Origin of the sequence: Vibrio sp. TRT 29B02 (assembly GCF_050113655.1) — a bacterium.
Classification (GTDB): Bacteria; Pseudomonadota; Gammaproteobacteria; order Enterobacterales; family Vibrionaceae; genus Vibrio.
The window spans coordinates 268,944-291,508 of record NZ_JBNJOJ010000001.1 but is presented as its reverse complement, the minus strand read 5'-3'; the positions used below and the strand labels follow the sequence as shown (position 1 = coordinate 291,508).

The following is a 22,565-nucleotide window of genomic DNA, read 5'->3' as shown; positions in this document are numbered from 1 at the left end:
TGTTAACAACCCTCTTCCGGAGCGTTTTTACTAGGTGTTGATATCATGTTTGACAACTTCTCTGATAGATACTCTGAAGCACCTTTGATTAGATTTGAGACAGTGGAACCTTCTGATGCATTAGTAACCCCTTTAGCAATAGTTTCGAATTTACTCGCAAACTTAGCTCCTGTTAATATTGATACAGATTCCGTTATAATTGCTTTTGATGGCTCAGCATCCATGGATGCTGCTATTAATCCTGTAGCGCTTGCTCCAAATGCTGAAGCGACAGCTACAGGCTCCAACCCGATTGAAGCAAAAACGATAGTTGAAGTCGTAAGCCCACTGCTAACACCACTCATAGTATTTTGATCTAGCTCTGGGTTTAAGGCGCTCCCACTAAAGTGAACATTATCTAAATCACCATTCCACCAGTCTGAAATGATGTTAGCCAACCCAAACGGGTCAACCCAACTGAGTGGATTACCACTCACATACCCATACGCCAGTTGTTGGCTTGGGTCGCGCAGCAGTTGACTCGCATTTAACCCCGTAAACCGCATCAATTCATGCTGAATTTCTGCTGGCAGATAAGTGTTCTTGAGGTTCCAGTAATCAGGTTGTACAAAACGACTGGTATGTGGATTGTACCAACGCGCGTCTAAGTGCACTAACCCCGTGTTTCCGTCTGTGTAACCACCCGTGTACTGGTAAGGCATCAACTGCCCAAGCTGCTTGTTGGCGTTCACCCCAGCGTTTATCTTCCACTGCGTTTTGTCATTGTGTTTACGATAAACCTGACCAAACGGGCTGTAACCTAAGCGCATCGCTTGAGTGCCAGTCTCATCCAATACCTGTATCGCACTGCCTAAACGGTCATGGTGTATAAACAGGTTAGACGCATCGGCCCCTTTTGTCCCGCTGGCTTTCACAAGCTGTGACTTGCTGTCAGAAAGACTTTGATGCAGCACTTGCGCATACGGTAAGTTCGCTTGCGGGAGTAGCGTCAACGAGCGGAACACCTCAAAGCCATGGCCTGCTTGTTGCCACTGGCCTTGCTCTTGGCGACCATCATAATGACTGTAGAGAGTAATGACGCCTAATTGTGTGACACTGCTGGTGCTGCTTTGTCCTCTGCCTTTACCTTTGCCCTTCCCGTTATTGCCCTTGTGGCTGTTAGAAATGATATCTGGCTCAGAATCAAAGCTCATGGTGTGCTCGGTCATCACGCGCCTTGAGCGGGCATCATAGCCATACGACACAGCGGTGCCATCAGGGTTCGTTACATTGGTCATGCGTCCAAGCGCATCGTGCTGGTAGGTTTGTTGCTCCGTGTTATTGCTGACGTCAGTTAAGTAACCATTGGCATCGTACTGGTAGCTAAACCACTGGCTGTCGCTGTACTCATCGTCTTCACATTGCGCGTAATCACAGCTAAAACCAGGTAAGCGATGGCCTTTCATCTCCAACAGCTGATTGGCGTCATTATAACGATAGGTAAAGGTGTGGGTTTTGGTTTGCTTCTCAACTAGGTTGCCCGCGTTGTCCCACACATAATCGATATCTTCATTCGATGGGTAGTCCGCCGCAATCAAACGATTGACTTGGTCATACTCAAAGTACGCCCATTGGTCGCTATCATATTGCTCGGTTTTACGATTTTGCGCGGTGACGTTGCCTGCTTCATCGTAGCGGTATTCCAGTACCTCAATCGCTTCCCAGTTGCCACGCCAGCGATTGCCTTTGTACTCCTCCTGCTCAATAGTGATGTGAGTGATGCGATTGAGCGCATCATAGTCCAGGGTACGGCGGCTGTGGTTCGGGTACTCGATGTCGGTCAGGCGGCCATTGGCATCGTAGTTTAGCGTAAAGACCTGTGTGCCTTGGTCGGTCTCTCGCTCAATGTGGGTGATGTGCCCCTCATCGTTTCGCTGGTACGTCACCGTTTCACTGTCTGTCATCTGGCTGGCAATGCGTTCACCGATGGCGTTATAGGCGTAGGTAAAGCTTTGGCCTATAAGCTCGTTATCCACTCGGGTTAACTGGCTCGCGCCATTGTAGTGGTACTGCTCAGTGAGGCTTGGGCTGTGGATGCTGGCTAAGCGCCCTAATCCGTCGTAACTGAGCTGCTCACTCACCCATTGACCTTGCTGGCGGAACTCACGCTCCGTCACGTTACCACGTGGGTCATAACGATAGCTGATATCGGTGCCATGCTCGGGTTGGTAAGCGGTGGTCACTTGACCCGCCAGGTTGTAGTCATAGCGCCACTGCTCGCCTAACTCATTGGTAAAGCCCGTGAGCCTTGCCAGCTCATCGTAATCAAACGACTGAGTGGCCCCCAAGGGCGACGTCACTTGGGTGAGTTTATCCGCCGCATTGTACTGATAGCGGGTGGTCGCGCCATTCGCTTGTTCAATCGCGGTCAGGTTGCCAAAGCCATTGTACTGGTGCGCCGTGCTTTGGTGGCGTTGGTTGGTGTACTGCGCCACTTGATTGCGATAGTTGTATGCCCACTGCTCTTGGTGATTAAGCGCATCGCGTTGGTTGATTAATCGGCCTAGCGCATCGTATTGGAACTCCGTGGTGTTACCCATTGGGTCTGTGAGGGCGGTGAGCTGATTAAACGCATCAAATTGCTGCGTGGTCGCATCGCCTAGACGGTTGGTCACCATCACGGCGCGACCTGCTGTATCCAACTGGAAGCGTGTCGCATTGCCTGCTTCATCGATGCGCTGAGTAATGCGTCCTAGCGTATCTCGTACTTGGCGGGTTTGTTGCCCGAGCGGGTTACGGCTAGAAACCAATCGTCCCATGTCATCGTATTGATGCACCGTCGGCGCGTGATAGCCATTGACGGGGTCAGCCACTTCACTCACTTGGTTGTCTGCACTGTAGCGGTACGCCCACGTAAACCCTTCTCGGTCGGTATAGCTAAGGACATTGTCGTTGCCATCGTATTGCCAATGCTCGCCATGCCCTAACGGGTTGTAGGTGGCGGTTTGTCTGCCTGCGGCGTCATAGTGATAACTGTAACTGCTGCCATCAGGTAAAGTAACTTCACTCACTTGTCCGAGCGCGTTGTATTGATAGCGATTGACCGTGCCGAGTGGGTAGTGAGGTAATTGCTCGGTGAGAACACGGCCTTCGCCATCATAGGTGTAGTAACTGCCGCGCTGCTCACCGTCATAGGTGGTCATGACTTCGGCAATCATCTGGCCCGCAAGATTGTACTCGCGAGCAATAGTACTGCCATCTGGGTTGGTGGTGAGGCGCAGTAAGCCTTGTGAGTTATAGTCAAACGTCCACGTTTGACCCAGTGCATCTTGATAGTCAATCAATCGACCCAATAAGTCGTAGGTTTTCTGGCTAATACGACGATTACTCAGGTAGACCTGAGACTGGTTCGTATCGGTTTCGGTCTGAGTGACCACAAGTTGGGTCGGTTGCTGGTCATACTGCCAGGTTGTTTTCAGCCCAGCAGCATTAATGTGCAAGGTTTGTCTTCCCAGCGCGTCATACTCATAACGCGCTTCACCGCCCTCAGAGTCGGTCACGCGAGTTACCTGACCGAACGCATTGTACTCGAACTGGTGCTCACCGCCGACCGCATCACGTTGCTCTACTGGGTTACCTCGCCAATCAAGCACTCTGTTGAGACGCTCAACACTGCTGTTCGGGAGAGAGGTGGACGTGATATACCCCAATGGGTTCACCCCAAACTGGGTGCTGTTTTGGTTACCATCGGTGGACTGGATGATATGACCCAGTTCGTTGCGCAGGTAGTGAGTGGTATACGCGCCGCGCTCATTGTCATACACCGACGCCAGACGCCCCGCACCGTCATAACGGTACTGAGTGAAACCACCCAGCGGATTGGTGACCGCTTCCACTTGTCCATCAGCGTAATAACTCAGCGCTGTGGTGTTGCCTGTGCTGTCGGTTTCCGTTAAACGGTGACCTGCTGCGTCGTAGCTAAATGTTTTACTGACCTGTGTCCCTTCAATGTACGAGCGTATCAGACGATTACGGGTATCGTATTGATAGCGCCAGACCGAGCCATTGGGCTGAGTGGCCTGAACGAGATTGTTTTCCGCGTCATAACGATAGTCATAGGTATACTCTATACTGCCTTGAGCGCTCAGCATCACCACACGTTTAGTGGCGACTTTGTCTCTGGCAGTGTAGGTGTAGTGGGTTTCCACACCTGAAAAATCTTTGTGATAGGTGACTTGCCCATTGGTGCTGTAGCGCATGACCGACTCACGACCTAATGGGTCAATGATGCGTGTCGGGACATCTAAACTGCGACCATCCTCGGTCTGATAGTCATAACGCGTGGTGCGCCACTGCGCTTCAGGAGTCGACTCACTGCCTTCAGAGACCCATTGCACTCGTCCAATCGCATCGTATTGCATAGTGCGAACAAATGCATCGCCTGACTGAGTCGTCGCGCCAAAAGTTTCGATTCGAGTGGGGTATCCCAGAGCGTCATACTCAAACCGCGTGGTGTTGCCCGCCTCATCAATGCGCTCGACCAGTAGGTTGTCTTGCCAGCGCTCATCAATCACCGAACCATCAGGCAGGGTCACCGTTTCTACGCGGCCTTCTGGGCCATAATCGATTTGCGTGCTTTCGCCTGCGCCATTGGTGGTCGAGAGGATGCGGCCCAACTCGTCACGCACTAGCTCAGTTGCACGGCCTTCAGGGTCAGTAATGGACACAAGCTGATTGCGCTCATCATAACCATAGGTGGTCGCCTCACCGAGTTCATCGTATTCGACCAACAGGCTACCCTGTGGGTCATACTGCATGCTGACTTCGTTGCCCTCTGACTCATAAACGCGAGAAGTAATGCGGTTGTTGTCGTCATACTGATAGCGCGTGCGCGAGCCATTGCGATTTATCACGGTGGTGGTTTGATTGGCAAAGTCATACTCATAGCGGAAGTCATTGCCGTCCGCGTCGGTTTGAACGTCCACCACGGTTTTGCCGTCTTGTTGGCGATACTGATAGTTTGCCGCATTGCCTTCGCCATCGGCTTTTTGTGTTAACGCGAGCGGGTTCGCCGCATACTGATATTGGTAACGATGCACTTCACCGTCAAAACCTATCACTTCAGAGAGTTGGCCGCCTAGATAGCGATACTGTGCCACGCGTCCTGCCTGGTCACGCATCGAGGTTAAGCGTTTCCCAGAATAGCCAAAGGTCAAGGTACGACCCAGTTCATCGGTTAAGGACGTGGCTCGTTGTTGGCTGTCTCGCGCAATCTCGACCCAACGACCATCATTCGCTTCGATACGAATCAATAACCCATGACGGTTGTACTGATAACGCTCACCTGCTGGGATGATAATCGTCACCGAGTCGTTAACGCCGCGCTCAAAGCGGGCACGATTCCCTGATTGAGCAGTAATAGCGGAAGTCACAGGGTTGAGCTTAAACAACTCCCTCGCACCTTGCGGCGTGACCCATTTGACGTTGTACACGCCAATTTCATACTCTTGAGGAAACGCGGCGTCGGCGCTATAGACGTTCCGCGCTCGAAAACCATCAGATATCGCTTTCGCCGCCACCAACTCATCAAGTTTTTGCTGCGCGGCATTGAATTTCACTACATAAGGTTGCTTGGCCGCTTGCAGCTCGGCACTTTTTTCAGCAATAAGCTCTTGTACCCCAGGCTCGTTAATCCCAATCCTGTCGGCGTAAATCGTGTTAAGCGACACAATTTCAGCCTCAATCTCATTGATGATGGTCTGATACCCACTGACCACTTGTTGATTGGCCGCGATTTGCGGCGCAATATCAATATCAACACCCCAAAGAATGCGGGTATCTAACGCACTGTGCCAGCCAGCGCCCAGCGCCCACGCCGAACCTTGAGTCAAACGATGTTGACGCGTTAACGATAGAAGCGGATGTTCAAAATCATTTTCTCGGGTCACTTTACATCCCGAGTAAAGCTCGACGGGGCAACCCGTCGTGGTGCCATCCTGGGCTATCTGACTGGACTGAGTTTGCGTGGTTGTATTCGCACTCAACGCAGATTGAGTTTGGGCGTTGGTCTCGCTCGCCTCTTGGTCTGCGCTGCTTCCCCAACTGGTGATGGAATCCCAAATCCTTGAAAAGGTTTCACTGATAGAAGACTTAATCTCATCGGCGTCTTCTTCCTCGGGGCTGGGGCCTGAGTCACCGCCATCATTACATGAGCCATTCGCCGTGCCCGATCCACATTCATTATCAAAGCCATGATTCGAGTCTTCATCTTGCTCATCGCTAGGACCACCACCTGGTTCAGAGGAACCAGTGTCGGAATCTGGCCCTTCCTCAGCCCAACCAACGGGTGATGTCGCCACCAGTGCTAACCCTAGAAGTGATATCAAGGGAATGATTTTTGTTATTTTCATTTGATTACCTTTGCCAACTAAAAAGTTCGCCTAAAAGTAACAAATGTAATAGTTCAGGCGCTCAAAAAACCATCAAAGCGTGACGTGAATACATTTCATGAATGAGAGGCGGGGCATTTATGTGAACTAGTAATACCTCTGACACGAAGAAGCCCCTATAAACAGAGGCTTATGCAGCACTCAACCACAACATATTATTGCCCCATCAACACTCGGTTTGTTCGGACAGGGTTAAGGCCTCCTCCAGTTCAACACCGAGATAGCGAATAGTATTGTCCAGCTTGGAGTGACCGAGAAGTAACTGTACGGCTCGGATATTTTTGGTTTTCGCATAAATCAGCGTGGCTTTGGTGCGGCGCATGGAATGAGTCCCATAGCGGTTCGCATTCAGCCCTAACAGACTAGCCCAATTGCGAATGATGGTTCGGTAATAAGAGTAGCTGATGGGTTGATTATCACGACGCTGACTGGGAAACACGTACTCATTGGCGGGGAGTGCGGCAATGTCTATCCATTTACTCAGACTCTGCTGCGTGCGTGGCGTGATTTCAAATTGCACATCAGTCCCTGTTTTCTTCTGTAAGCAATGCCCGCGCTCCAACACCCTATTTTGAGCGCACACATCATAGACGTGTAAGTTAAGTAAATCACTTGCCCTCAATTTACTATCTATGGCTAGATTTAGTAGAGCAATCTGCATCCAGTTGTGCTCAAGTTCGAGTCGAGTTCTGAGCCGCCATATTTCTTCTAGCTTAAAGGGACGTTTTACCCCTGTGGATTTGGTCACTGTCAGTGTGTTCATTTTTGGCCTCCTTGTTTTTGATTCGCCAATAATGAAACTAGCCATCAGCTCAAGGTGAGACCAAGCTGCGCACACATTCCAGATAAGATTTTCTAAGGAAAAACGACGTTCAGCATTTTAAGGAGATCATCCCGCTAAACCGTTTCGGGGCATTTCTGAGCTAGAAGTAGCCCCGTGAAGGTTATGGACAAAAACGTTTTATATTTTTTGCTAAATTAGTAAATTACGGATTATCTTTAGTATCGAAAACTCAAAAAAAACTGGTCAGAATATCTTATCCACTACAAACGCTTCGCAATCACCGAAATACGCAGTCATATACGAAGAATCTCTACTAAATCATGGAAAAGGCGTTTATTCTAAATCGATAAAACTATTACCACAGGCACCCAGATCCCACTAGTTAAGTGTCAGTTACGATTGCCTACCCTCAGTTGGCGGTATGGCAATAGTTTACTTGATTCGAACATCGTATGACATCCGTAAACTCAGATAACATTCACTACTGGTAAACTATCTAATCTGCTCACTCCAACTAGGGGATTTAACTCTCTTCCATTGACTACAGGTAGCATTCATTTAGTACTACTCAAGCTGGTATTGATTGCCATCATGCAGGTCAAACTCACTCAAAATATAAATCAGTGCTCATAGAAAAGCCCCCCTAGGCACTCTCTATCAAATCCAATAAGTGTTGGAAACGCCTATCTTTAACTAGCTCAGGCTTAGCCTGCTCTATCAGGTCAAGTACATCTTCTAGATAGATGGGTAAGCCAATGGTGGTATCTGGCGTTACGAGATAGCAAAGCTCTAAAATCTCATCTGGGTAAGCTGACGTAATGGGCTCTTCCTGCCCATAGTCGTGAGTCAATTGTTGCGTCCAATATGGATCAAGTTGGACTGGAGCTAAGCACCATTTAGCGCACTCAAGGAGCTCTGGCAGTGCTTCCTTTGAGTGAGTTAAAAGATTAATCCATGCTTGAATTTCAGCCTTTGTTCGCAGTTTCTTTTCTCTAGGCCAAACATTATTGATAAACGGAATTACACGTTCTTTCCATTTCCCACCATCTTTCTTTCCTGCGACCCCTAAATAATGAATAGCCTCACACCTCTGGCTATTCTTCATATTTCGAATGCTCTTCTTGAAGTCTTGTGGAACCAAAGCGGCGGGAGCAACTTCATGTGGCATTCCAAGCTCAGTGATTATTTGGGCTGCAACCTTTCTCTCACCCTCTCCCCACGACCACTTATATAACTCAGGAAACAGGTGCTTCAGATGTTCTTGAATATGTTCAAGCAAGACTATATTTGGCACCATACTCCTCGAAATAAATCCATTCCATGCTGGCTCTGAGTTTTCATGCTTTAAGTCGAACCAAGGGATTACATTGTTAACAGTCCAATCTGAATCAAACCAAAGCATCCAGTCAACGAACCGAGATAACATAACAACCGCATGATCTTGCCCCTCTCCACCCAAAGAAGTTAGCTTGCCAAATCTGCTTTTAATGAAGTCAGGAACACCCTCTCCCCTCTCTAAGTTCATAGCCTGCAATTGCTTAAAGAGACATCCAGTCAACTTACCCGCAGGGCTATTGATAGCGTGACCATACGTTCTACGAGATAAATTCAAGCTTCTACCTCCCCTTGTGGTATCCACTATAGAGCTCTTAGCTACATCTTCTTCGGACTGCCATATGGCATCAACGAACTCATCAAATGCAAACCATAGAGCCTCTTCGTTATCTTTTAGCATCGTGACAAGAAACTTATCGAACCAAGAGCTCAAGGCGTGACTGATTTCCGTCAACACATCTTTAGGTAGTAAACCTAGTCGACGAAGGAGTACTCGATGAGTTGTAGAGTCATCTATCTCAGGCCAATCCTGTAGGATCTGCTTCCAGTAGCCAATTGGATGCTCATCTTTTTTTGCTAGATATAAGAGTGCAGCGAGTGCCTTTCTTGGCTCCTGTTTAACTAGACCAGTAAATGGAACCTTATTAACGAAACTTCTGAATTCTCTTGGTCCAATCGCATCAATAGCTGCAATTATTTTGTGAGCTGGAAGGTCTTCAATCGAGTCAATTGATTCATCTTGACTGACATGACTAACTTGTACTCTTCTTGGTTCAGCAAGGCTCTTAACGCGCGCGTCAGTAACTCGGTCAAGTGCAGGCACTAGAGCATCGTAAGTGTCCAGAAGATTGGCAGGGATCACCCTGATCCGCCCCAGCAGTTTTGGACACCGAGTTAAGTGAGTACAATCACTAACGAGGTGAACAATGACAACTAAGAAAACTAGAATTAAACATTCCCCTGAATTTAAGGCAGAAGCCCTTAAGTTAGCGGATAAAGTAGGAGTAGCTGCGACAGCAAGACAGCTTTCTCTACATGAATCTCAAATCTACGGGTGGCGGAAGAACTCGAAGAAAGACACCAATACTAGTCAGCGAGAGCAAGAGCTAGCCGCAGAGGTTGCCAAGCTCAAAAGGCAGTTGGCTGAGCAAGCAGAAGAGCTAGAAATTGTAAAAAAGGCCGCCACCTACTTCGCGAAAAATCTAAAGTAAATTTCTATGAATTTATGCTCGAACACCTGCTGAGCTTCAGTATTGTGCGTATGGCTAAGGTGTTCGGGGTATCCCGAAGTGGGTTTTATTACTGGGTTAAGCATCGCCATAAGGCCATCCAATACGAGGCAATTCGCCAAAAGCTTGATACAAAAGTCAAAGAAGCTTTCAACAACAGCAAAGGCCGAGATGGCTCAAGGCGTATCCAAAAAGAACTGTCTGAGAGCGGTGATAACTACAATGTTAAAACCATTGCTGCCAGTATGAAGCGTCAAGATTTAACGCCGAAAGCTGCTCGCAAGTTTAAGTGCACTACGGACAGCAAGCATCAAATGCCTGTTGCTCCAAACCTGTTGGCTCAGAACTTTAGCGCATCGGCTCCGAATGAAAAATGGGCTGGAGACATCACCTATATAGCCACAAGCGAAGGCTGGCTGTACTTGGCGGTAATTATTGACCTTTACTCAAGACAAGTAATTGGATGGTCTATGGATACCAGAATGACGGCTACGCTGGTCTGTGATGCGCTATCAATGGCGTTGTTCCGTCGCGGATTCCCCGAGCAGGTTATCGTTCATAGTGATAGAGGTAGTCAGTACTGCTCAAAAGATTATCGAGATCTCATAACTGCTTATAATCTAAAGCAAAGTATGAGTAGGAAAGGAAACTGCTGGGACAATGCTTGTGTTGAGAGCTTCTTCCATTCTATGAAAGTGGAAGCGATACAATATGAGCCAATTATGACGAGAGACCAGATGCGCCAAACGATCTTCGAGTACATAGAGGTTGATTATAATCGGACGAGAAGGCACAGTGCTCTTGGGTATCTAAGCCCAGTTAACTTTGAACAGCAAAATGTCGCTTAATGAAGTGTCCAGTCTGGCTGGAGCAGATCATTCTTCGTCACTGGTTTGATGCAATGCTAAAGCTAAGAAATGAACTTTACCTCCTACCAGCTGATAAACTAACCACTCCCCTGTTTTATTTCTTGAACCCCATTCAACCGAGTTTATGACTTCGGTTTTAACAAACATCGCTAAGTGGTCATCCCGCTCAGGATACTTTTGCCTAAGCAGATCAATTGCACTGACAATGGAACTGTCCTCTGCATAGGTTTGCTCAAGATAACGCTTAAAGTTAAATATAACTTCAAAGTTCAGACTGTGATGCACGTGATACAGCTTTAGACCTTTTAAGGGCGAGCCTTTACCATTGAAAGGCTTATATTTGGGTTTATTTACTTCCACTAACCTCATTCGGTCTAAAACTTCAGAGTAAATATACGGATACAATTTATCTTGTAGCTCAACACATTGATGACTGCAAACCATCGATAGCTGATGGACTATTAAGTCTGAAAAGCTAGATTCTGGGCAATAGAATGCTAGTGCCTCGTGAACTTCGTCATAAGCATCACGCAATTTTGACTCATCAATGTCACACTTAGATTGATATTTGATAGCATCCAAGTGGGAAATAGACCTGATGATATGATCTCTAAATTCATTCATAATCGAAAATACATAGACGCCTGTCAAGGTGTGAGCAACGCAATGACCAAGCCACCGCATTTCACCTTAAACACTAAACCCACCGCAAACCAAAAATGCTACACGTTGCGAATCACTCTTAAACAGTTTGTATGAAACCGTCCGTCAGCCTCCCAATAACTTCAGAAGGACTTGTATCAAAACATCCGCAAGCTCTGAAATTGAAGGAAAATCCACAAAAATAGAAGTTAAGTAATCATGAGCTTTGATAGCTGCTTCTTGGTCATTAACGAATGATTCAAGCTCTCTGCTAACTAAGTCTGCATTATCTGAAATGTAATCCAATACAGAACTACGCTCCTTTTCAGAAAGTTCCTCAGTTGCTTTAACTGTATCCGTAAATTTTTTGAGGGTTGTAACTTTAAGCTGTTCAAAGTCTATACCGTTAGATGTGACCATAAATGGTTCGGGATCTTTACCTTGCTCGGTAACAACTTCGAAGCCTTCAACCGACTTCTTATAGTATTCTTCTTCCACTGTAACCTCCTTGTTCCATAGACCTGTAAAGGTGATGAGCAACGCAATAGCAAAACCACTGCATACCACCTTAGAGACTTAAACCAACGCATAGTGAAAATGCCACACCTTGCGAATCACTCTTAAATGCTTGTATGGATAATAAGCTCTCCAATCGGGTAAGGTGAGACCCAGACTTTAGCTGCAACTAAAGTTCTTCTATCTGATAGTTCGATTAAATGATGGCTCCTCTATCGAGAGACCGATAACAAGTACGAACGTCAGATAGAACTCCAAGCACCACACTCGAATAGTCTTCTGGGTCTCGAGCCCGCATTTTCAAGCAAGAGTTAGCTTATTATGAATACAAACACACTTCAAAACATTAATGTCGGTGTTGATACTGGCAAATCACAGTTAGATATTTATATTCGTCCTCTCGATATTTACTTCACTGTTCCTAACAGTGACAAAGGCATTAAAGAGGCCGTCAAAACTATCGCTAAACACCATCCTCAACGTGTCGTGATTGAAGCTACTGGACGATTAGAAATGCCCTTCATCCTTGTTTGTGACCAAGCAAAGTTACCCTATGTCATCGCTAACCCATTGAGGATAAAAAGGTTCGCTGGTGCTATCGGACAAAGAGCTAAGAACGACCGTTTAGACGCCGCTCTCATTGCCCACTATGCCGAAAAAGTCCAGCCTGAGCTAACCAAACTGAAAGCCGAAAACATCCGACTAATGAGTAACTTAGTAACAAGGCGTAATCAGTTACTCTCCATACAGACCATGGAACGAAACCGACTTCAAATATTGCCAAAGAACATCGCTTCAACCATTACACCCATCTTAACCGCTCTTAAAAATCAAATTGAGAAAGTAGAAACTAAAATCACTAAGCTCATCGATACCTCACTTGAATATCAGAATAAAAATGAGATACTTCAAAGCATGCCTGGTGTCGGTAAAATACTGGCCGCATCAATCATTAGCAACGTCCCAGAACTTGGTTACATCACCAATAAACAAGCCTCTAGCTTGATTGGCGTTGCACCCATCGTTAGAGAAAGTGGTCGTTACAAAGGAAAGCGCATAATACAAGGCGGTCGGACTCAGGTTAGAACCGTGATGTATATGGCGATGATGTCTGCTATCCAATGTAACCCTGTTTTTAAGACCACTTATGAACGATTACTTGCGGCAGGAAAACCCAAAAAAGTTGCCATAGTTGCCTGCATGAGAAAGATGGTTGTGATCTTAAACTCGATGCTCAGAGACGGTGTAATGTGGGATAACAATAGCGCCAAAAATTAACTATTGACGCCATAGTCTCTTGTTATGTGCGTGCTAATTCTACGCTCGTAATCTCAGTGCCTATTGGTAGGTCTTTGATTTTCGAGTAAATTGCGCCAGTTGCTTCTAACTTGCTTAGAAAAGGCAACACCTGCAAATTTCCTACACTTAACTCGCCTCCTAAGCAGGGAGGAATTATGAAGTCATAACACTCATTTTCGGAAAGCATCAATCCTTTATCACGAGCACCTGTCACTAGGCTAACCATTAGAAATTGCTCCTGCCCTTGCTTCGTATTTAATATCGATTGAAGTTCGATTTTATCTGCAGCGATAACAGTTAATGTTCCTTCTAACATATCGAAGAAATATATGCCCTCATTAGATTCAAAGAACATATCTCCAAATAAATTTGAAACAAGGAATGTTTTCTCTGAAAAATCTAGCCAATTCCAAGTAGCTAAACCTTTGCAAATATCACTTGCATCGGATGTCAATAAAAGCATAAATTCCTCTCTAAGCACATAACGCGCGCATTAAGGCGTGAGAGCCGTGACTACTGTGCCACCTGCAAACCACGATTCCCTGACCCGTCTAAAGTAGGCCACGATATAACGTAGGCTCGAATCGCTCTTGAATGCTTGTTATGCGAAAGTCGACAAGGCTGATTTGTACGCATTTCTAGCCTCGGGACTTAAGTAACTGTCCATGCCTTGAAACAGCTCAAATAGTTCAGCACCATACTTGAGCTTGAATTCCTCACTGCTATATACAAGCTCTAGCTCGTTAGCGACCGTTAACTCACAAAACAATTTCACCATTGCACTGTCAAGCTTGAAGGTTGAACCTGTAAATCTGTCTTTGAATTGGATTTCTGGCGTTTTGCCAAATTGAGGAAATACATAGTCTCGATCGCATGAGCAATACAAGTAAACTAGAGCTTCTTCGTCACAACCAATAACTCGTGCTATTTCTTGGCGCTGACTTAGCGACACCATATTTTCATCGAAACCCGCTGTTCCATAAGCAGCATGAAAGAGACCTGCAACTTGAAGTAATTCGCTACTACCCCAGTTCACTAGAACTTCTTGAGTCCCTTTTAAGTGCGCTTCCAATGAACCGTTAAGGTGCTGAAAGTCACCCGCACCAAGTTCTTGAAGCATTCCAAATTTATCCATAAATCTCAATTTCCTTTAGGTCGCATGTAGCCCAATTAAGGGGGGAGCAACGCTATCACCTAAACCTAACGCATTGTGCCATAAACACTAAACTGGCTTGAAGTGAAAGCGCCAAGCGTTGTGAATCCCTCTTAAATGCTTGTTATGTGTAATTGTCTACCAGTCTTATTCTCAGTAATCCTCGATCTTTTTGAATTCAAACTGAACCTTAGATACTTCATGAATTTGACAACCAATAATCTCAGCTGCGTTCAAATCAAAGAGGACAATATTATGCCCGTCAGCCAATGAACTTTTATACGCTATACCGTCATAGCCTTTAGATTTTACAAATTCGGATATAATTTGTGTTGCTGCGTAGTCTGACTTTAAATCTGAGTTTCTCACCGGTTTGGAAAAAGCGTTATCAATGTCCGACCAAACTGCCTTAATTTTTTCTTCTTCCGTTGGCTCAGTAAAGTAAAAATGAAGATTACTAGTACCTTGCTCCACAGAAAAGTCTAATATTTTTAGCTCCTTGGTTGTTTTAAATACCCCTAGTGAAACAATAGCACCTAGCCAAGGTCTTACTTCAGACATCGCAGTTTCTTTATTTGTAGCCACATAAAGACAAGGAATACCTTTAGAATTCGCTCGTCCATCTGACGCACTATCTTCTAAAGGTTTCATTCTTGAATGAGGAAACGGGCAAGGGATGTCATCGACATGGATATCTTCGCCTGTATCAGGATCATGCTGGTACAATGGCTTCCACGAATGTCCATTTTGCGCTCGCCATACACACTTCCCTTCAGGTATAACCAATTCCCTTTCTTTACACGTATCAACAATTGAATTTAGAAACAGCTGAGACTCTTCATCAAGAATGTATCTCTGTTTACGATTTACCGCCCAACTAAATATTGAAAAGCTTCGCCAAGAACTAAAACTCATTAAATATCCTATAGTTACACATAACGCTTATTAGACGACAAATTGTCGTTTTTTATCCTTCAGCAATGCTGTCATTTTCATATTAAATCAACTGATAATCAATAAGTTATGACACATAACGGGAGGTTAGGCTTCAAGATGTCGCCTAATGACGGGAGTGAAGAGTTATCAACTCAATCGAATAAGTTTTAGTTGGGTAAACGCACGCCCTCTGAATTGTGTAGAGTATTTAATCTAAGTGGTTTTGGGGCAAAAGTGATTCAGGCATTTCTGGTAGCCCAAGTGGAATGGTGTACGTTCGTTTAGGCTATGCCATATTTCTTAGTAGACTTGTAGCGACCAACAGCCAGTTCACAGCTTTCCTTGTACTGCCAATGCCATTTGTTTGATAATAGGTCCTTCCAACCCAAGACTATTACGATTAAGGTTTGCATCGCTCATATTTTGAACATGCGATAACCAAGCTCGATAATGGCTCTCGGAGTTGTTTATAGTGCTAATACGTGAGCGCTGCGTTTTGATTGAGGCCCAATTTCTATGGCTAGTGTCAACATGCAGGTGGTAAAGATACGACACAAAAAAGGTCGCGCCAATGGTGGTTAGCTTATCGCCACCATCAAATGAAAATGTATGTCGTTCAGATCCCTTGTTTGGCATTCAATTTACCCTAGTATATTTTCCCTAAAACGCGCTAATGTTAGGCATTAGGAAAAACAGGTCAATCTAGCGATCGAGGTTTTATTAACGGCTCTAGCTCAAAATCACTTCGGCACAGATCAGATACGATCACGAAGTGGAAGACTTTCATACTCATAAGTTTGTCGTTGGGATGTTGTAACCATATTTATAAAATTGCTTACCAAGACTAGACAGCATCAATATGCTTCCTAGCTTTTTCGCGATTCCCAGCGAGATGAGTAGAGGTTCTTCCGGAATACCAAATTTTTTGTCCCATTCGCCAAATACCGCCATTGACTCAACAGTTTTAGGTATAGACAGAAGTGCTGGGATGGAGCCTGAGTGAGCTATTAGAAGCAAATTATAATATGAATCTAAGTCCAGCTTCCCCTTAGCCAAAGCTGCTACCAGGTTACCAGCAATTTTAGCTCGAACTGTTTTATGTCCATCGATAAGAATATCGAAAAGTGTCTCTGATGCATCGACTCCTAAATCACCGCTTTCAAAAAGCATGGTCTCAAACTTCTCGATTTCTGAAGAGTCCATGACTGAAACCGCATCTATAAATGACAAATAATTTCTTTTGACTTTATTTGCTCTGTATACATCACATATATTCCGTATCTTCAATGCATGTTCTACGATTGGAACATTTTTCAACAACTCATCTTCTATGAAGAGGTCAATCACAATTTCGCCATAAGAGGCAATATCCTTTTTAGCGTACCTGACAGTATCTATGATCGTTTTAAGTTGTTTTGTCATTTAAATAGTCCGAGGGTTTGAGTTCACATCTGTTTTAACTCATTGTTTTATTGAGATTATAATCAGTTTGACACTTAGTAAAAGCTAAAATGGCAATAATGTAAATAATTGCCATGCACCTCTAATTTTCGATTAGAAAATCTATCGCAAACTCTCGATGTGAGACTGGTGAGGTTAGATTTCGCTGTTACGAAATGGGGCAGAAATAAGTCAGCTATACCCTCATCTACTAAACCAAGATAGTATTGTCCGTGATAGTTTAACCAACATATAAAACAGAAAAGCGAGCCACTTGGGCTCGCTTTTAACTATCTAATTTTAGAATAGATTACAGAAGCTCTACCGACTGCTGAGCAATAACGAATTCTTCGTTGGTTGGGATGACCATAGCCACTGCGTTTAGTATCTCTGACTTAGCAATAATGCCTGCTGCACCAAAGCGTGCGTCTTCGTTACCCTTCTCGTCTTCGATAAAACCAAGTAGGTTTAGGTTTTTCAGAATCTCACGGCGAATAGGAAGAGAGTTCTCACCAATGCCACCAGTAAAGATAATTGCATCTAAGTGGTTAAGCGGGATCAAGTATGAACCAATGTATTTTGCTACGCGGTAGGTAAATACTTCAAACGCAAGCTTGGCGCCTTCGTGACCGTTTTCCATTGCTTCTAAAATGCCACGTGCATCGGATGTCAGGCCAGAGACACCTAGGAAACCTGATTTTTTGTTCAGAGTTTCGAATACTTTCTCTTGGCTCCAGCCCTTCTTCATTAGGAACTCAATGATACCTGGGTCAAGGTCACCTGAACGTGTGCCCATCATTAGGCCTGCTAGCGGTGTAAAGCCCATTGATGTATCCACTGATTGACCATTTTCAATCGCACATACAGACGCACCATTACCTAAGTGAACAGAGATAAAGCTTGCTTGTTCCACTGGTTTGTTAAGCATCTTAGCTGCTTCGCGGCTAACGAAGTAATGGCTCGTACCGTGGAATCCGTAGCGACGAATACCGTACTCTTTGTATAGCTCGTTAGAGATTGCGCCAGTGAACGCTTTCTGTGGCATTGTTTGGTGGAAAGCCGTATCAAACACAGCAAACTGTGGCAAGCTTGGGAAAGCTTTCATAGATGCTTCGATTCCAAGCGCGCCAGCTGGGTTGTGGAGCGGAGCTAGGTCTGACAGGCTTTCAATTTCTGCTAGAACTTCGTCATCAATACGTACTGTCGAAGTGAATTTTTCGCCGCCGTGCACAATGCGGTGGCCAACGGCCACTAAATCATTGCTGAACCCTAATGTATCTATTAGAGCAACGATACGATTAATCGCGTGTTGGTGGTGGTTGTCCGGTGCATCAATGGCGTCTTCGGTTTTTTCGCCATTGTACTTCCAGCTGATTACAGCTTCCGGCAAGCCAAAGCACTCGCCCAGACCGCTAACAATTGCTTCACCCGACAGAGAGTCGATAACGGCAAATTTTAATGAAGAGCTACCTGAGTTAATGACCAGCACAAATGTGTTCGACATGGATATGTTCCTGTTTCAGACTGATTGATGAAGCGTCACACTTCTATAGTTTTGTGGATTCCATTATTCAATATTTTTTGAATGTTTCAACTTTATTTATACTTATTCAACAAAACAAACAAACTTTTGTTGATCTATCGCAAATGGCTATTTAATTTGAACTCAAAAATTAATGTGTTTTTTGTCATTTTGGGATAGTTATTCGTCATCCTTCTCTGTTTCACGGTATCGATTGCCACGTATATCTCAGGCCACTTGTCGCTGTTGGCTAGCCTTTGACGAACAAACATAGTAAAACAGGATCAAAGGTAGAATTAGCCGTGCCTAACTCACTAAGGGAACACAATGAATATTGGTGCTGTATCAAAGCTAACCGGATTATCAAGCAAATCTATTCGTCTCTATGAAGATAAAGGGCTCATCACTGCTCCGCACAGAAGCGAGTCTGGCTATCGTGAGTATTCAGATCAGCATGTTCAGGAACTGAATCTGATTTCTAGAGCGAAAAACGCTGGATTTTCTTTAATTGAATGCAAGGAATTGGTTCAGTTAGCGCACAACTCCAATCGCAAAAGCAGCGAAGTTAAGGCAAAAGCGAAAGAAAAACTGCACGAAGTGGAAATCAAGATTCGTGAACTCCAAGAGATCGAACGTCAGCTTAAAAAGTGGGTGTCTGCATGTCCAGGCGACTCAGGCAGTAGCTGCCCTATTATTGAAGATCTCACCAAAGCTGAATAAACCTCGTAACACGAGGCTTATTCAACATTGATTGGGCTTAATAGTAGGTACACATACGTTTACCGCCAACTTCAACGATGTTAAACGGTGTTTCGTAAATACTTTCTAAGATCTCGGCCTGAATCACTTGCTCCACACTCCCCTGAGCGACAATTCGCCCTTTCTTGAGAGCGATGATGATGTCTGAGTAGCACGCGGCAAAGTTAATGTCATGAATCACAACAACTACCGCCTTGTTCATTTCATAAGCCAGTCGTCTGATGTTTTTCATGATTTGTAATGAATGCTTGATGTCCAAATTGTTGAGTGGTTCATCCAGGAAAACATAGTCCGTATCCTGTGCCATGACCATAGCAATAAATGACAATTGGCGTTGCCCACCACTCAGTTCATCCAGATACTTATGCTGAATGTCGCTTAAGTCGAGATACTCGATCGCTTTGTCGATAATCGACGCGTCATCCTGATTTAGTTTACCTTGAGTGTAAGGAAAACGACCAAATGAAACCATTTCTCTTACGGTAAAGCGCATGGTTATGTTATTCGACTGGCGCAGCACTGCTAGCCTCTTTGCAAGCTCCCGACAGTCCCATTCGCTGACCTCTTTACCATCAATCATGACATGACCCTGATCTTTCGGCACTAAACGACTCGCCATAGATAACAAGGTGCTTTTCCCTGCACCGTTGGGGCCAATGATTGATGTTACTTGCCCTTTATCAAAGTCAGCACTGGCGCTATCAACGACGGTGAATTGGCCAAACATTTTGGTAAGACTTTTTAATGAAATCATAGGGAAGACCTAAACAATCTTGTTGCGCAGCAACATGGTTAAAAAATAGATACCGCCGACAAAGTTGATCACCACGCTAATCGTGGTTGAGAAATCAAATAGGTTCTCAACAATCCACTGACCACTAAGTAGTAGAGCGATAGATAGCAAAGACACGCCACAAATGAGTATCTTGTGCTGGTAAGAAGAAAACAGTTCTCTTGCTAAATTGGTCACCAGCAGACCAAAGAACATAATAGGACCAATCAACGCCGTCGATATCGCTATCAACGCTGCACTTAAAACGAGAACTTGCATAGTGACTCGCTTAACATCGACACCTAGGCTAGTGGCGTTATCTCTATCAAGCCAGAGCACATCTAACACACGACTAAGCCGATAGAGCGCAATACTGATCACCGTGAGTAGTGGCAAGCAGTAGTACACCAATTCAACTTTAATGTTGTTGAAGCTGGCGAACATATTGGCTTGCACACTGGCGAAGTCATTCGGATCCATAAGCATGGTAAAGAATGAAGAAATGCTGCTAAACAATTGACCAAGTATCACGCCAAGTAGCAGAAGCACCATTAGATTGTGGCTCTTGCCCTTAAAATAGAACGTAAATAAGAGCAAAGAGAAGCCCATCATCACTAATACCGACAGGCTAAAGTTGATGTATGCGTTGAGAGCAATGCTACTCATGCCACCAAATATCACCACCACCAATACCTGAGTAAACATATAAAGGGAATCAAACCCCATAATACTTGGTGTCAAAATACGGTTGTGAGTGATAGTTTGAAATACCAATGCCGATTGACCAATGGCTATCCCAGCCGCCACCATTGCCAGCACTTTAGGGATTCGACGAGACAAAAAGTATTGATAGTTATCACTGGTAAGCCCGATGCTAATAAACATCGCACACAGCAAGATGCAGCTAAACGCAACAGCAATTAACTTATAGCTATCACGCATTTTTTTGCCCCTTAAGAATAAAGTAAATAAACACTGAGCCACCAAGAATGCTGATGATGGTCGAAATAGGAATTTCATAAGGGAAAATGATCAGTCGTCCTGCTAAATCGCAGCAAAGGACGATTAATGCGCCAAGCAAAGCGGTAATTGGAATATTCTTACGCAGGTTATCCCCACAGAATTGGCTCACCAAGTTAGGCACAATCAAACCTAAGAATGGCAACATACCGACGATCATTACAACCGTTGCCGACATGACCGAAACAAGCAGAACGCCTAACACCAAAACTTGCTGATAATTGAGGCCTAAATTGGTCGCAAAATCTTTACCAAGTCCAACCGCGGAGATTCGTGTCGCATATAGATAGCTGAGAATAGCCACAGGTATGGCGATATAAAGGAGCTCAAAGTCACCTTGGAGCAAATTGGCAAAATTGGCGATAGTCCAGCTAGAAAGGTTTTGTAAGGCGTCGTATTTGTAGGCGATAAACGTTGCCAGTGAATTGATCACGTTACCAAAAATGATACCTATTAACGGGACAAATATGGCGTTCTTAAATTGCACTCGATTAATAAACTGAACAAACAACAAGGTTCCTGCCATCGAGACCGAGAAAATCAGCCATAACTGTTGCCCGTTACCAAATAAAACCAGACTCAACACGTAGCCGAGCATTGCACACTCGACTGTTCCCGAGGTTGAAGGTGAAGCAAATCTATTCTGGCTAATTTGCTGCATGATCAATCCAGCAATACTAAGCCCTGCTCCAGCAAGCAATACAGCCATCAAACGTGGAATACGGCTGGTCATTAACAATTGCCAGCTTTGACTATCTCCAGCAAACAACAAAGAAGGGGTCAGTTTCCCAACCCCAACAAATAGTGACGCGATACCTAAAACAATCAGTATCAGCAATATCTTTTTCACTTTTGGCCTCATCAGCACAAAACCTCAGGCGACGACGCCCGAGGCTGATTAATAGTTATAGTTTTTGGTGATTAGTTTGCTGCTGATACAGACGTAACGTCAGCGATCATTTGCTCAGTTGCTCGGATACCCGCAACAGATAAATACCACGCATTAATGTCCAAGTAAGCCAACCGTTTTTGCTGGTAAGCTTGTGTCGATTTCACGAGTTCATTTTCAAAATCTCGTTGAACGGTACTGCCCTTGCCTTTGTTGATCAGTAGATCTTTATCAACTACTAACAATGTGGAGGGATTCTTTTGGCTGATAAATTCGTAAGACACCAAGTCTCCGTGGCGGCTTTCTTTAATTCCTTCAACGGTCTCTTTGAATCCGAAGTCACTATAGATAGCCGAGAATCGAGACTGAGAACCAAAGGTTGTAATATTGCCACCAGCACTCATCACTGTCAGCGCGTCAAGTTGTTTGCTTTGGTTAGCCGTACGAATGTGGTTGATCTGTTGTTCAACTTGTTCAATTTTGCTTTCAATAATCTCTTGTTTATCAAAAACTTTTGCTAGATTACGCCACTGCTGTTTGGTACTCGCCCAGTACCCCTGCTTTGAATCGATATCGTAGACAATAGTCGGCGCAATTTCTGATAGCTCTTTGTACTTTGGTGCTGCACGTGAACCCACAATAATGAGATCGGGTTTCTGGGTATATATCACTTCAAAGTTTGGCTCGTGAAGACTGCCCGCTGACACAAATTGATAATCTCGATATTCAGCAAGGTAATCAGGGAACATACTTACCGTAGACAGTGCCACAGGTTCAACGCCCAGTGCTTTAACTGTATCAAGTGCGCCAAGACCGATCACCACCACTCGCTCAGGATTAGATTCAAGCTTGGTTGTACCTTGAGCGTGTTGTACCTCGACCATTTTCGCACTGGCACCAAATACAGTTAGGCTGGCTAGCAGCGCAACGGCAGACAATTTCATTGTTAGACTCCATAATTACAAATGCAAT

The 22,565-nt window shown here is 44.9% G+C and carries 17 protein-coding genes; 3 read left to right on the top strand and 14 right to left on the bottom strand.

Annotated features, from left to right (window positions below):
* Nucleotides 1-2: 2 nt before the first annotated feature.
* The 3 genes from ACQEXT_RS01150 to ACQEXT_RS01140 all read right to left on the bottom strand — a co-directional run bounded on the left by ACQEXT_RS01150 (nt 3) and on the right by ACQEXT_RS01140 (nt 9,409).
* On the bottom strand, nt 3-6,389 hold the full coding sequence (locus ACQEXT_RS01150; RefSeq protein WP_426950257.1) for an RHS repeat-associated core domain-containing protein: 6,387 nt from the start codon (nt 6,387-6,389) through the stop codon (nt 3-5).
* 205 nt (nt 6,390-6,594) lie between these two features.
* On the bottom strand, nt 6,595-7,191 hold the full coding sequence (locus ACQEXT_RS01145) for a tyrosine-type recombinase/integrase (protein WP_426950256.1): 597 nt from the start codon (nt 7,189-7,191) through the stop codon (nt 6,595-6,597).
* A 664-nt stretch (nt 7,192-7,855) separates the two neighbouring features.
* Nucleotides 7,856-9,409: a hypothetical protein gene (locus ACQEXT_RS01140; RefSeq protein WP_426950255.1), complete on the bottom strand. Its 1,554-nt coding sequence runs from the start codon at nt 9,407-9,409 to the stop codon at nt 7,856-7,858.
* Between the two features lie 64 nt (nt 9,410-9,473).
* On the opposite strand from ACQEXT_RS01140, the gene ACQEXT_RS01135 reads away from it, so the two are divergent.
* A protein-coding gene (locus ACQEXT_RS01135) for an IS3 family transposase (protein WP_426950253.1) occupies nt 9,474-10,624 on the top strand; the annotation gives its coding sequence in 2 pieces (ribosomal slippage) (nt 9,474-9,717 and nt 9,717-10,624; 1,152 coding nt in all).
* Between the two features lie 27 nt (nt 10,625-10,651).
* Here the strand turns inward: ACQEXT_RS01135 and ACQEXT_RS01130 are convergent.
* Together ACQEXT_RS01130 and ACQEXT_RS01125 are read right to left on the bottom strand one after the other, a co-directional pair.
* Complete coding sequence (locus ACQEXT_RS01130) at nt 10,652-11,269, bottom strand: hypothetical protein (RefSeq protein WP_426950252.1); 618 nt, start codon at nt 11,267-11,269, stop codon at nt 10,652-10,654.
* Nucleotides 11,270-11,413: 144 nt separating this feature from the next.
* On the bottom strand, nt 11,414-11,785 hold the full coding sequence (locus ACQEXT_RS01125; protein ID WP_426950251.1) for a hypothetical protein: 372 nt from the start codon (nt 11,783-11,785) through the stop codon (nt 11,414-11,416).
* Nucleotides 11,786-12,124: 339 nt separating this feature from the next.
* On the opposite strand from ACQEXT_RS01125, the gene ACQEXT_RS01120 reads away from it, so the two are divergent.
* A complete protein-coding gene (locus tag ACQEXT_RS01120; RefSeq protein WP_426950249.1) occupies nt 12,125-13,081 on the top strand; it encodes an IS110 family transposase in 957 nt (318 codons plus the stop codon).
* 22 nt (nt 13,082-13,103) lie between these two features.
* Here ACQEXT_RS01120 and ACQEXT_RS01115 read toward each other — a convergent pair whose 3' ends face one another.
* From ACQEXT_RS01115 to ACQEXT_RS01095, 5 genes are all read right to left on the bottom strand, one after another.
* Nucleotides 13,104-13,565, bottom strand: coding sequence for a T6SS immunity protein Tdi1 domain-containing protein (locus ACQEXT_RS01115; protein WP_426950248.1), 462 nt, complete (start codon nt 13,563-13,565; stop codon nt 13,104-13,106).
* A gap of 138 nt (nt 13,566-13,703) precedes the next feature.
* On the bottom strand, nt 13,704-14,237 hold the full coding sequence (locus ACQEXT_RS01110) for a DUF6817 domain-containing protein (protein WP_426950247.1): 534 nt from the start codon (nt 14,235-14,237) through the stop codon (nt 13,704-13,706).
* Between the two features lie 171 nt (nt 14,238-14,408).
* The gene (locus tag ACQEXT_RS01105) at nt 14,409-15,170 is read right to left on the bottom strand and encodes an RES family NAD+ phosphorylase (RefSeq protein WP_083148515.1); all 762 of its coding nucleotides are present in this window, start codon (nt 15,168-15,170) and stop codon (nt 14,409-14,411) included.
* An 810-nt stretch (nt 15,171-15,980) separates the two neighbouring features.
* Nucleotides 15,981-16,613, bottom strand: coding sequence for a hypothetical protein (locus tag ACQEXT_RS01100; RefSeq protein WP_426950246.1), 633 nt, complete (start codon nt 16,611-16,613; stop codon nt 15,981-15,983).
* Between the two features lie 328 nt (nt 16,614-16,941).
* The gene (locus ACQEXT_RS01095) at nt 16,942-18,135 is read right to left on the bottom strand and encodes an acetate/propionate family kinase (RefSeq protein ID WP_426950244.1); all 1,194 of its coding nucleotides are present in this window, start codon (nt 18,133-18,135) and stop codon (nt 16,942-16,944) included.
* A 345-nt stretch (nt 18,136-18,480) separates the two neighbouring features.
* Here ACQEXT_RS01095 and cueR point away from each other — a divergent pair, with 345 nt between their 5' ends.
* Nucleotides 18,481-18,873, top strand: coding sequence for a Cu(I)-responsive transcriptional regulator (gene cueR / locus ACQEXT_RS01090; protein ID WP_331418457.1), 393 nt, complete (start codon nt 18,481-18,483; stop codon nt 18,871-18,873).
* 37 nt (nt 18,874-18,910) lie between these two features.
* On the opposite strand, the gene vctC is transcribed toward cueR, so the two are convergent.
* The 4 genes from vctC to ACQEXT_RS01070 form a co-directional block, all read right to left on the bottom strand.
* The gene (gene vctC, locus ACQEXT_RS01085; RefSeq protein ID WP_426950243.1) at nt 18,911-19,666 is read right to left on the bottom strand and encodes an iron chelate ABC transporter ATP-binding protein VctC; all 756 of its coding nucleotides are present in this window, start codon (nt 19,664-19,666) and stop codon (nt 18,911-18,913) included.
* Nucleotides 19,667-19,675: 9 nt separating this feature from the next.
* Nucleotides 19,676-20,626, bottom strand: coding sequence for an iron chelate uptake ABC transporter family permease subunit (locus ACQEXT_RS01080; RefSeq protein ID WP_138972577.1), 951 nt, complete (start codon nt 20,624-20,626; stop codon nt 19,676-19,678).
* Nucleotides 20,619-21,554 carry an iron chelate uptake ABC transporter permease subunit VctD gene (gene vctD, locus ACQEXT_RS01075; RefSeq protein WP_426950241.1) on the bottom strand — a complete coding sequence of 312 codons (936 nt, stop codon included), beginning with the start codon at nt 21,552-21,554 and terminating at the stop codon, nt 20,619-20,621. The genes ACQEXT_RS01080 and vctD overlap by 8 nt, the downstream gene beginning before the upstream one ends.
* 71 nt (nt 21,555-21,625) lie before the next feature.
* Nucleotides 21,626-22,537: a siderophore ABC transporter substrate-binding protein gene (locus ACQEXT_RS01070; protein ID WP_426950240.1), complete on the bottom strand. Its 912-nt coding sequence runs from the start codon at nt 22,535-22,537 to the stop codon at nt 21,626-21,628.
* Between the last annotated feature and the right edge of the window lie 28 nt (nt 22,538-22,565).

What these genes read in the sequence shown, in the direction of transcription:
- ACQEXT_RS01150 (WP_426950257.1), bottom strand. Translation starts at nt 6,389, where the DNA reads ATGAAAATAACAAAAATCATTCCCTTGATATCACTTCTAGGGTTAGCA.
- ACQEXT_RS01100 (WP_426950246.1), bottom strand. Translation starts at nt 16,613, where the DNA reads ATGACAAAACAACTTAAAACGATCATAGATACTGTCAGGTACGCTAAA.
- ACQEXT_RS01115 (WP_426950248.1), bottom strand. Translation starts at nt 13,565, where the DNA reads ATGCTTTTATTGACATCCGATGCAAGTGATATTTGCAAAGGTTTAGCT.
- ACQEXT_RS01070 (WP_426950240.1), bottom strand. Translation starts at nt 22,537, where the DNA reads ATGAAATTGTCTGCCGTTGCGCTGCTAGCCAGCCTAACTGTATTTGGT.
- ACQEXT_RS01105 (WP_083148515.1), bottom strand. Translation starts at nt 15,170, where the DNA reads ATGAGTTTTAGTTCTTGGCGAAGCTTTTCAATATTTAGTTGGGCGGTA.
- vctC (WP_426950243.1), bottom strand. Translation starts at nt 19,666, where the DNA reads ATGATTTCATTAAAAAGTCTTACCAAAATGTTTGGCCAATTCACCGTC.
- ACQEXT_RS01120 (WP_426950249.1), top strand. Translation starts at nt 12,125, where the DNA reads ATGAATACAAACACACTTCAAAACATTAATGTCGGTGTTGATACTGGC.
- ACQEXT_RS01110 (WP_426950247.1), bottom strand. Translation starts at nt 14,237, where the DNA reads ATGGATAAATTTGGAATGCTTCAAGAACTTGGTGCGGGTGACTTTCAG.
- ACQEXT_RS01095 (WP_426950244.1), bottom strand. Translation starts at nt 18,135, where the DNA reads ATGTCGAACACATTTGTGCTGGTCATTAACTCAGGTAGCTCTTCATTA.
- ACQEXT_RS01130 (WP_426950252.1), bottom strand. Translation starts at nt 11,269, where the DNA reads ATGAATGAATTTAGAGATCATATCATCAGGTCTATTTCCCACTTGGAT.
- cueR (WP_331418457.1), top strand. Translation starts at nt 18,481, where the DNA reads ATGAATATTGGTGCTGTATCAAAGCTAACCGGATTATCAAGCAAATCT.
- ACQEXT_RS01080 (WP_138972577.1), bottom strand. Translation starts at nt 20,626, where the DNA reads ATGCGTGATAGCTATAAGTTAATTGCTGTTGCGTTTAGCTGCATCTTG.
- ACQEXT_RS01145 (WP_426950256.1), bottom strand. Translation starts at nt 7,191, where the DNA reads ATGAACACACTGACAGTGACCAAATCCACAGGGGTAAAACGTCCCTTT.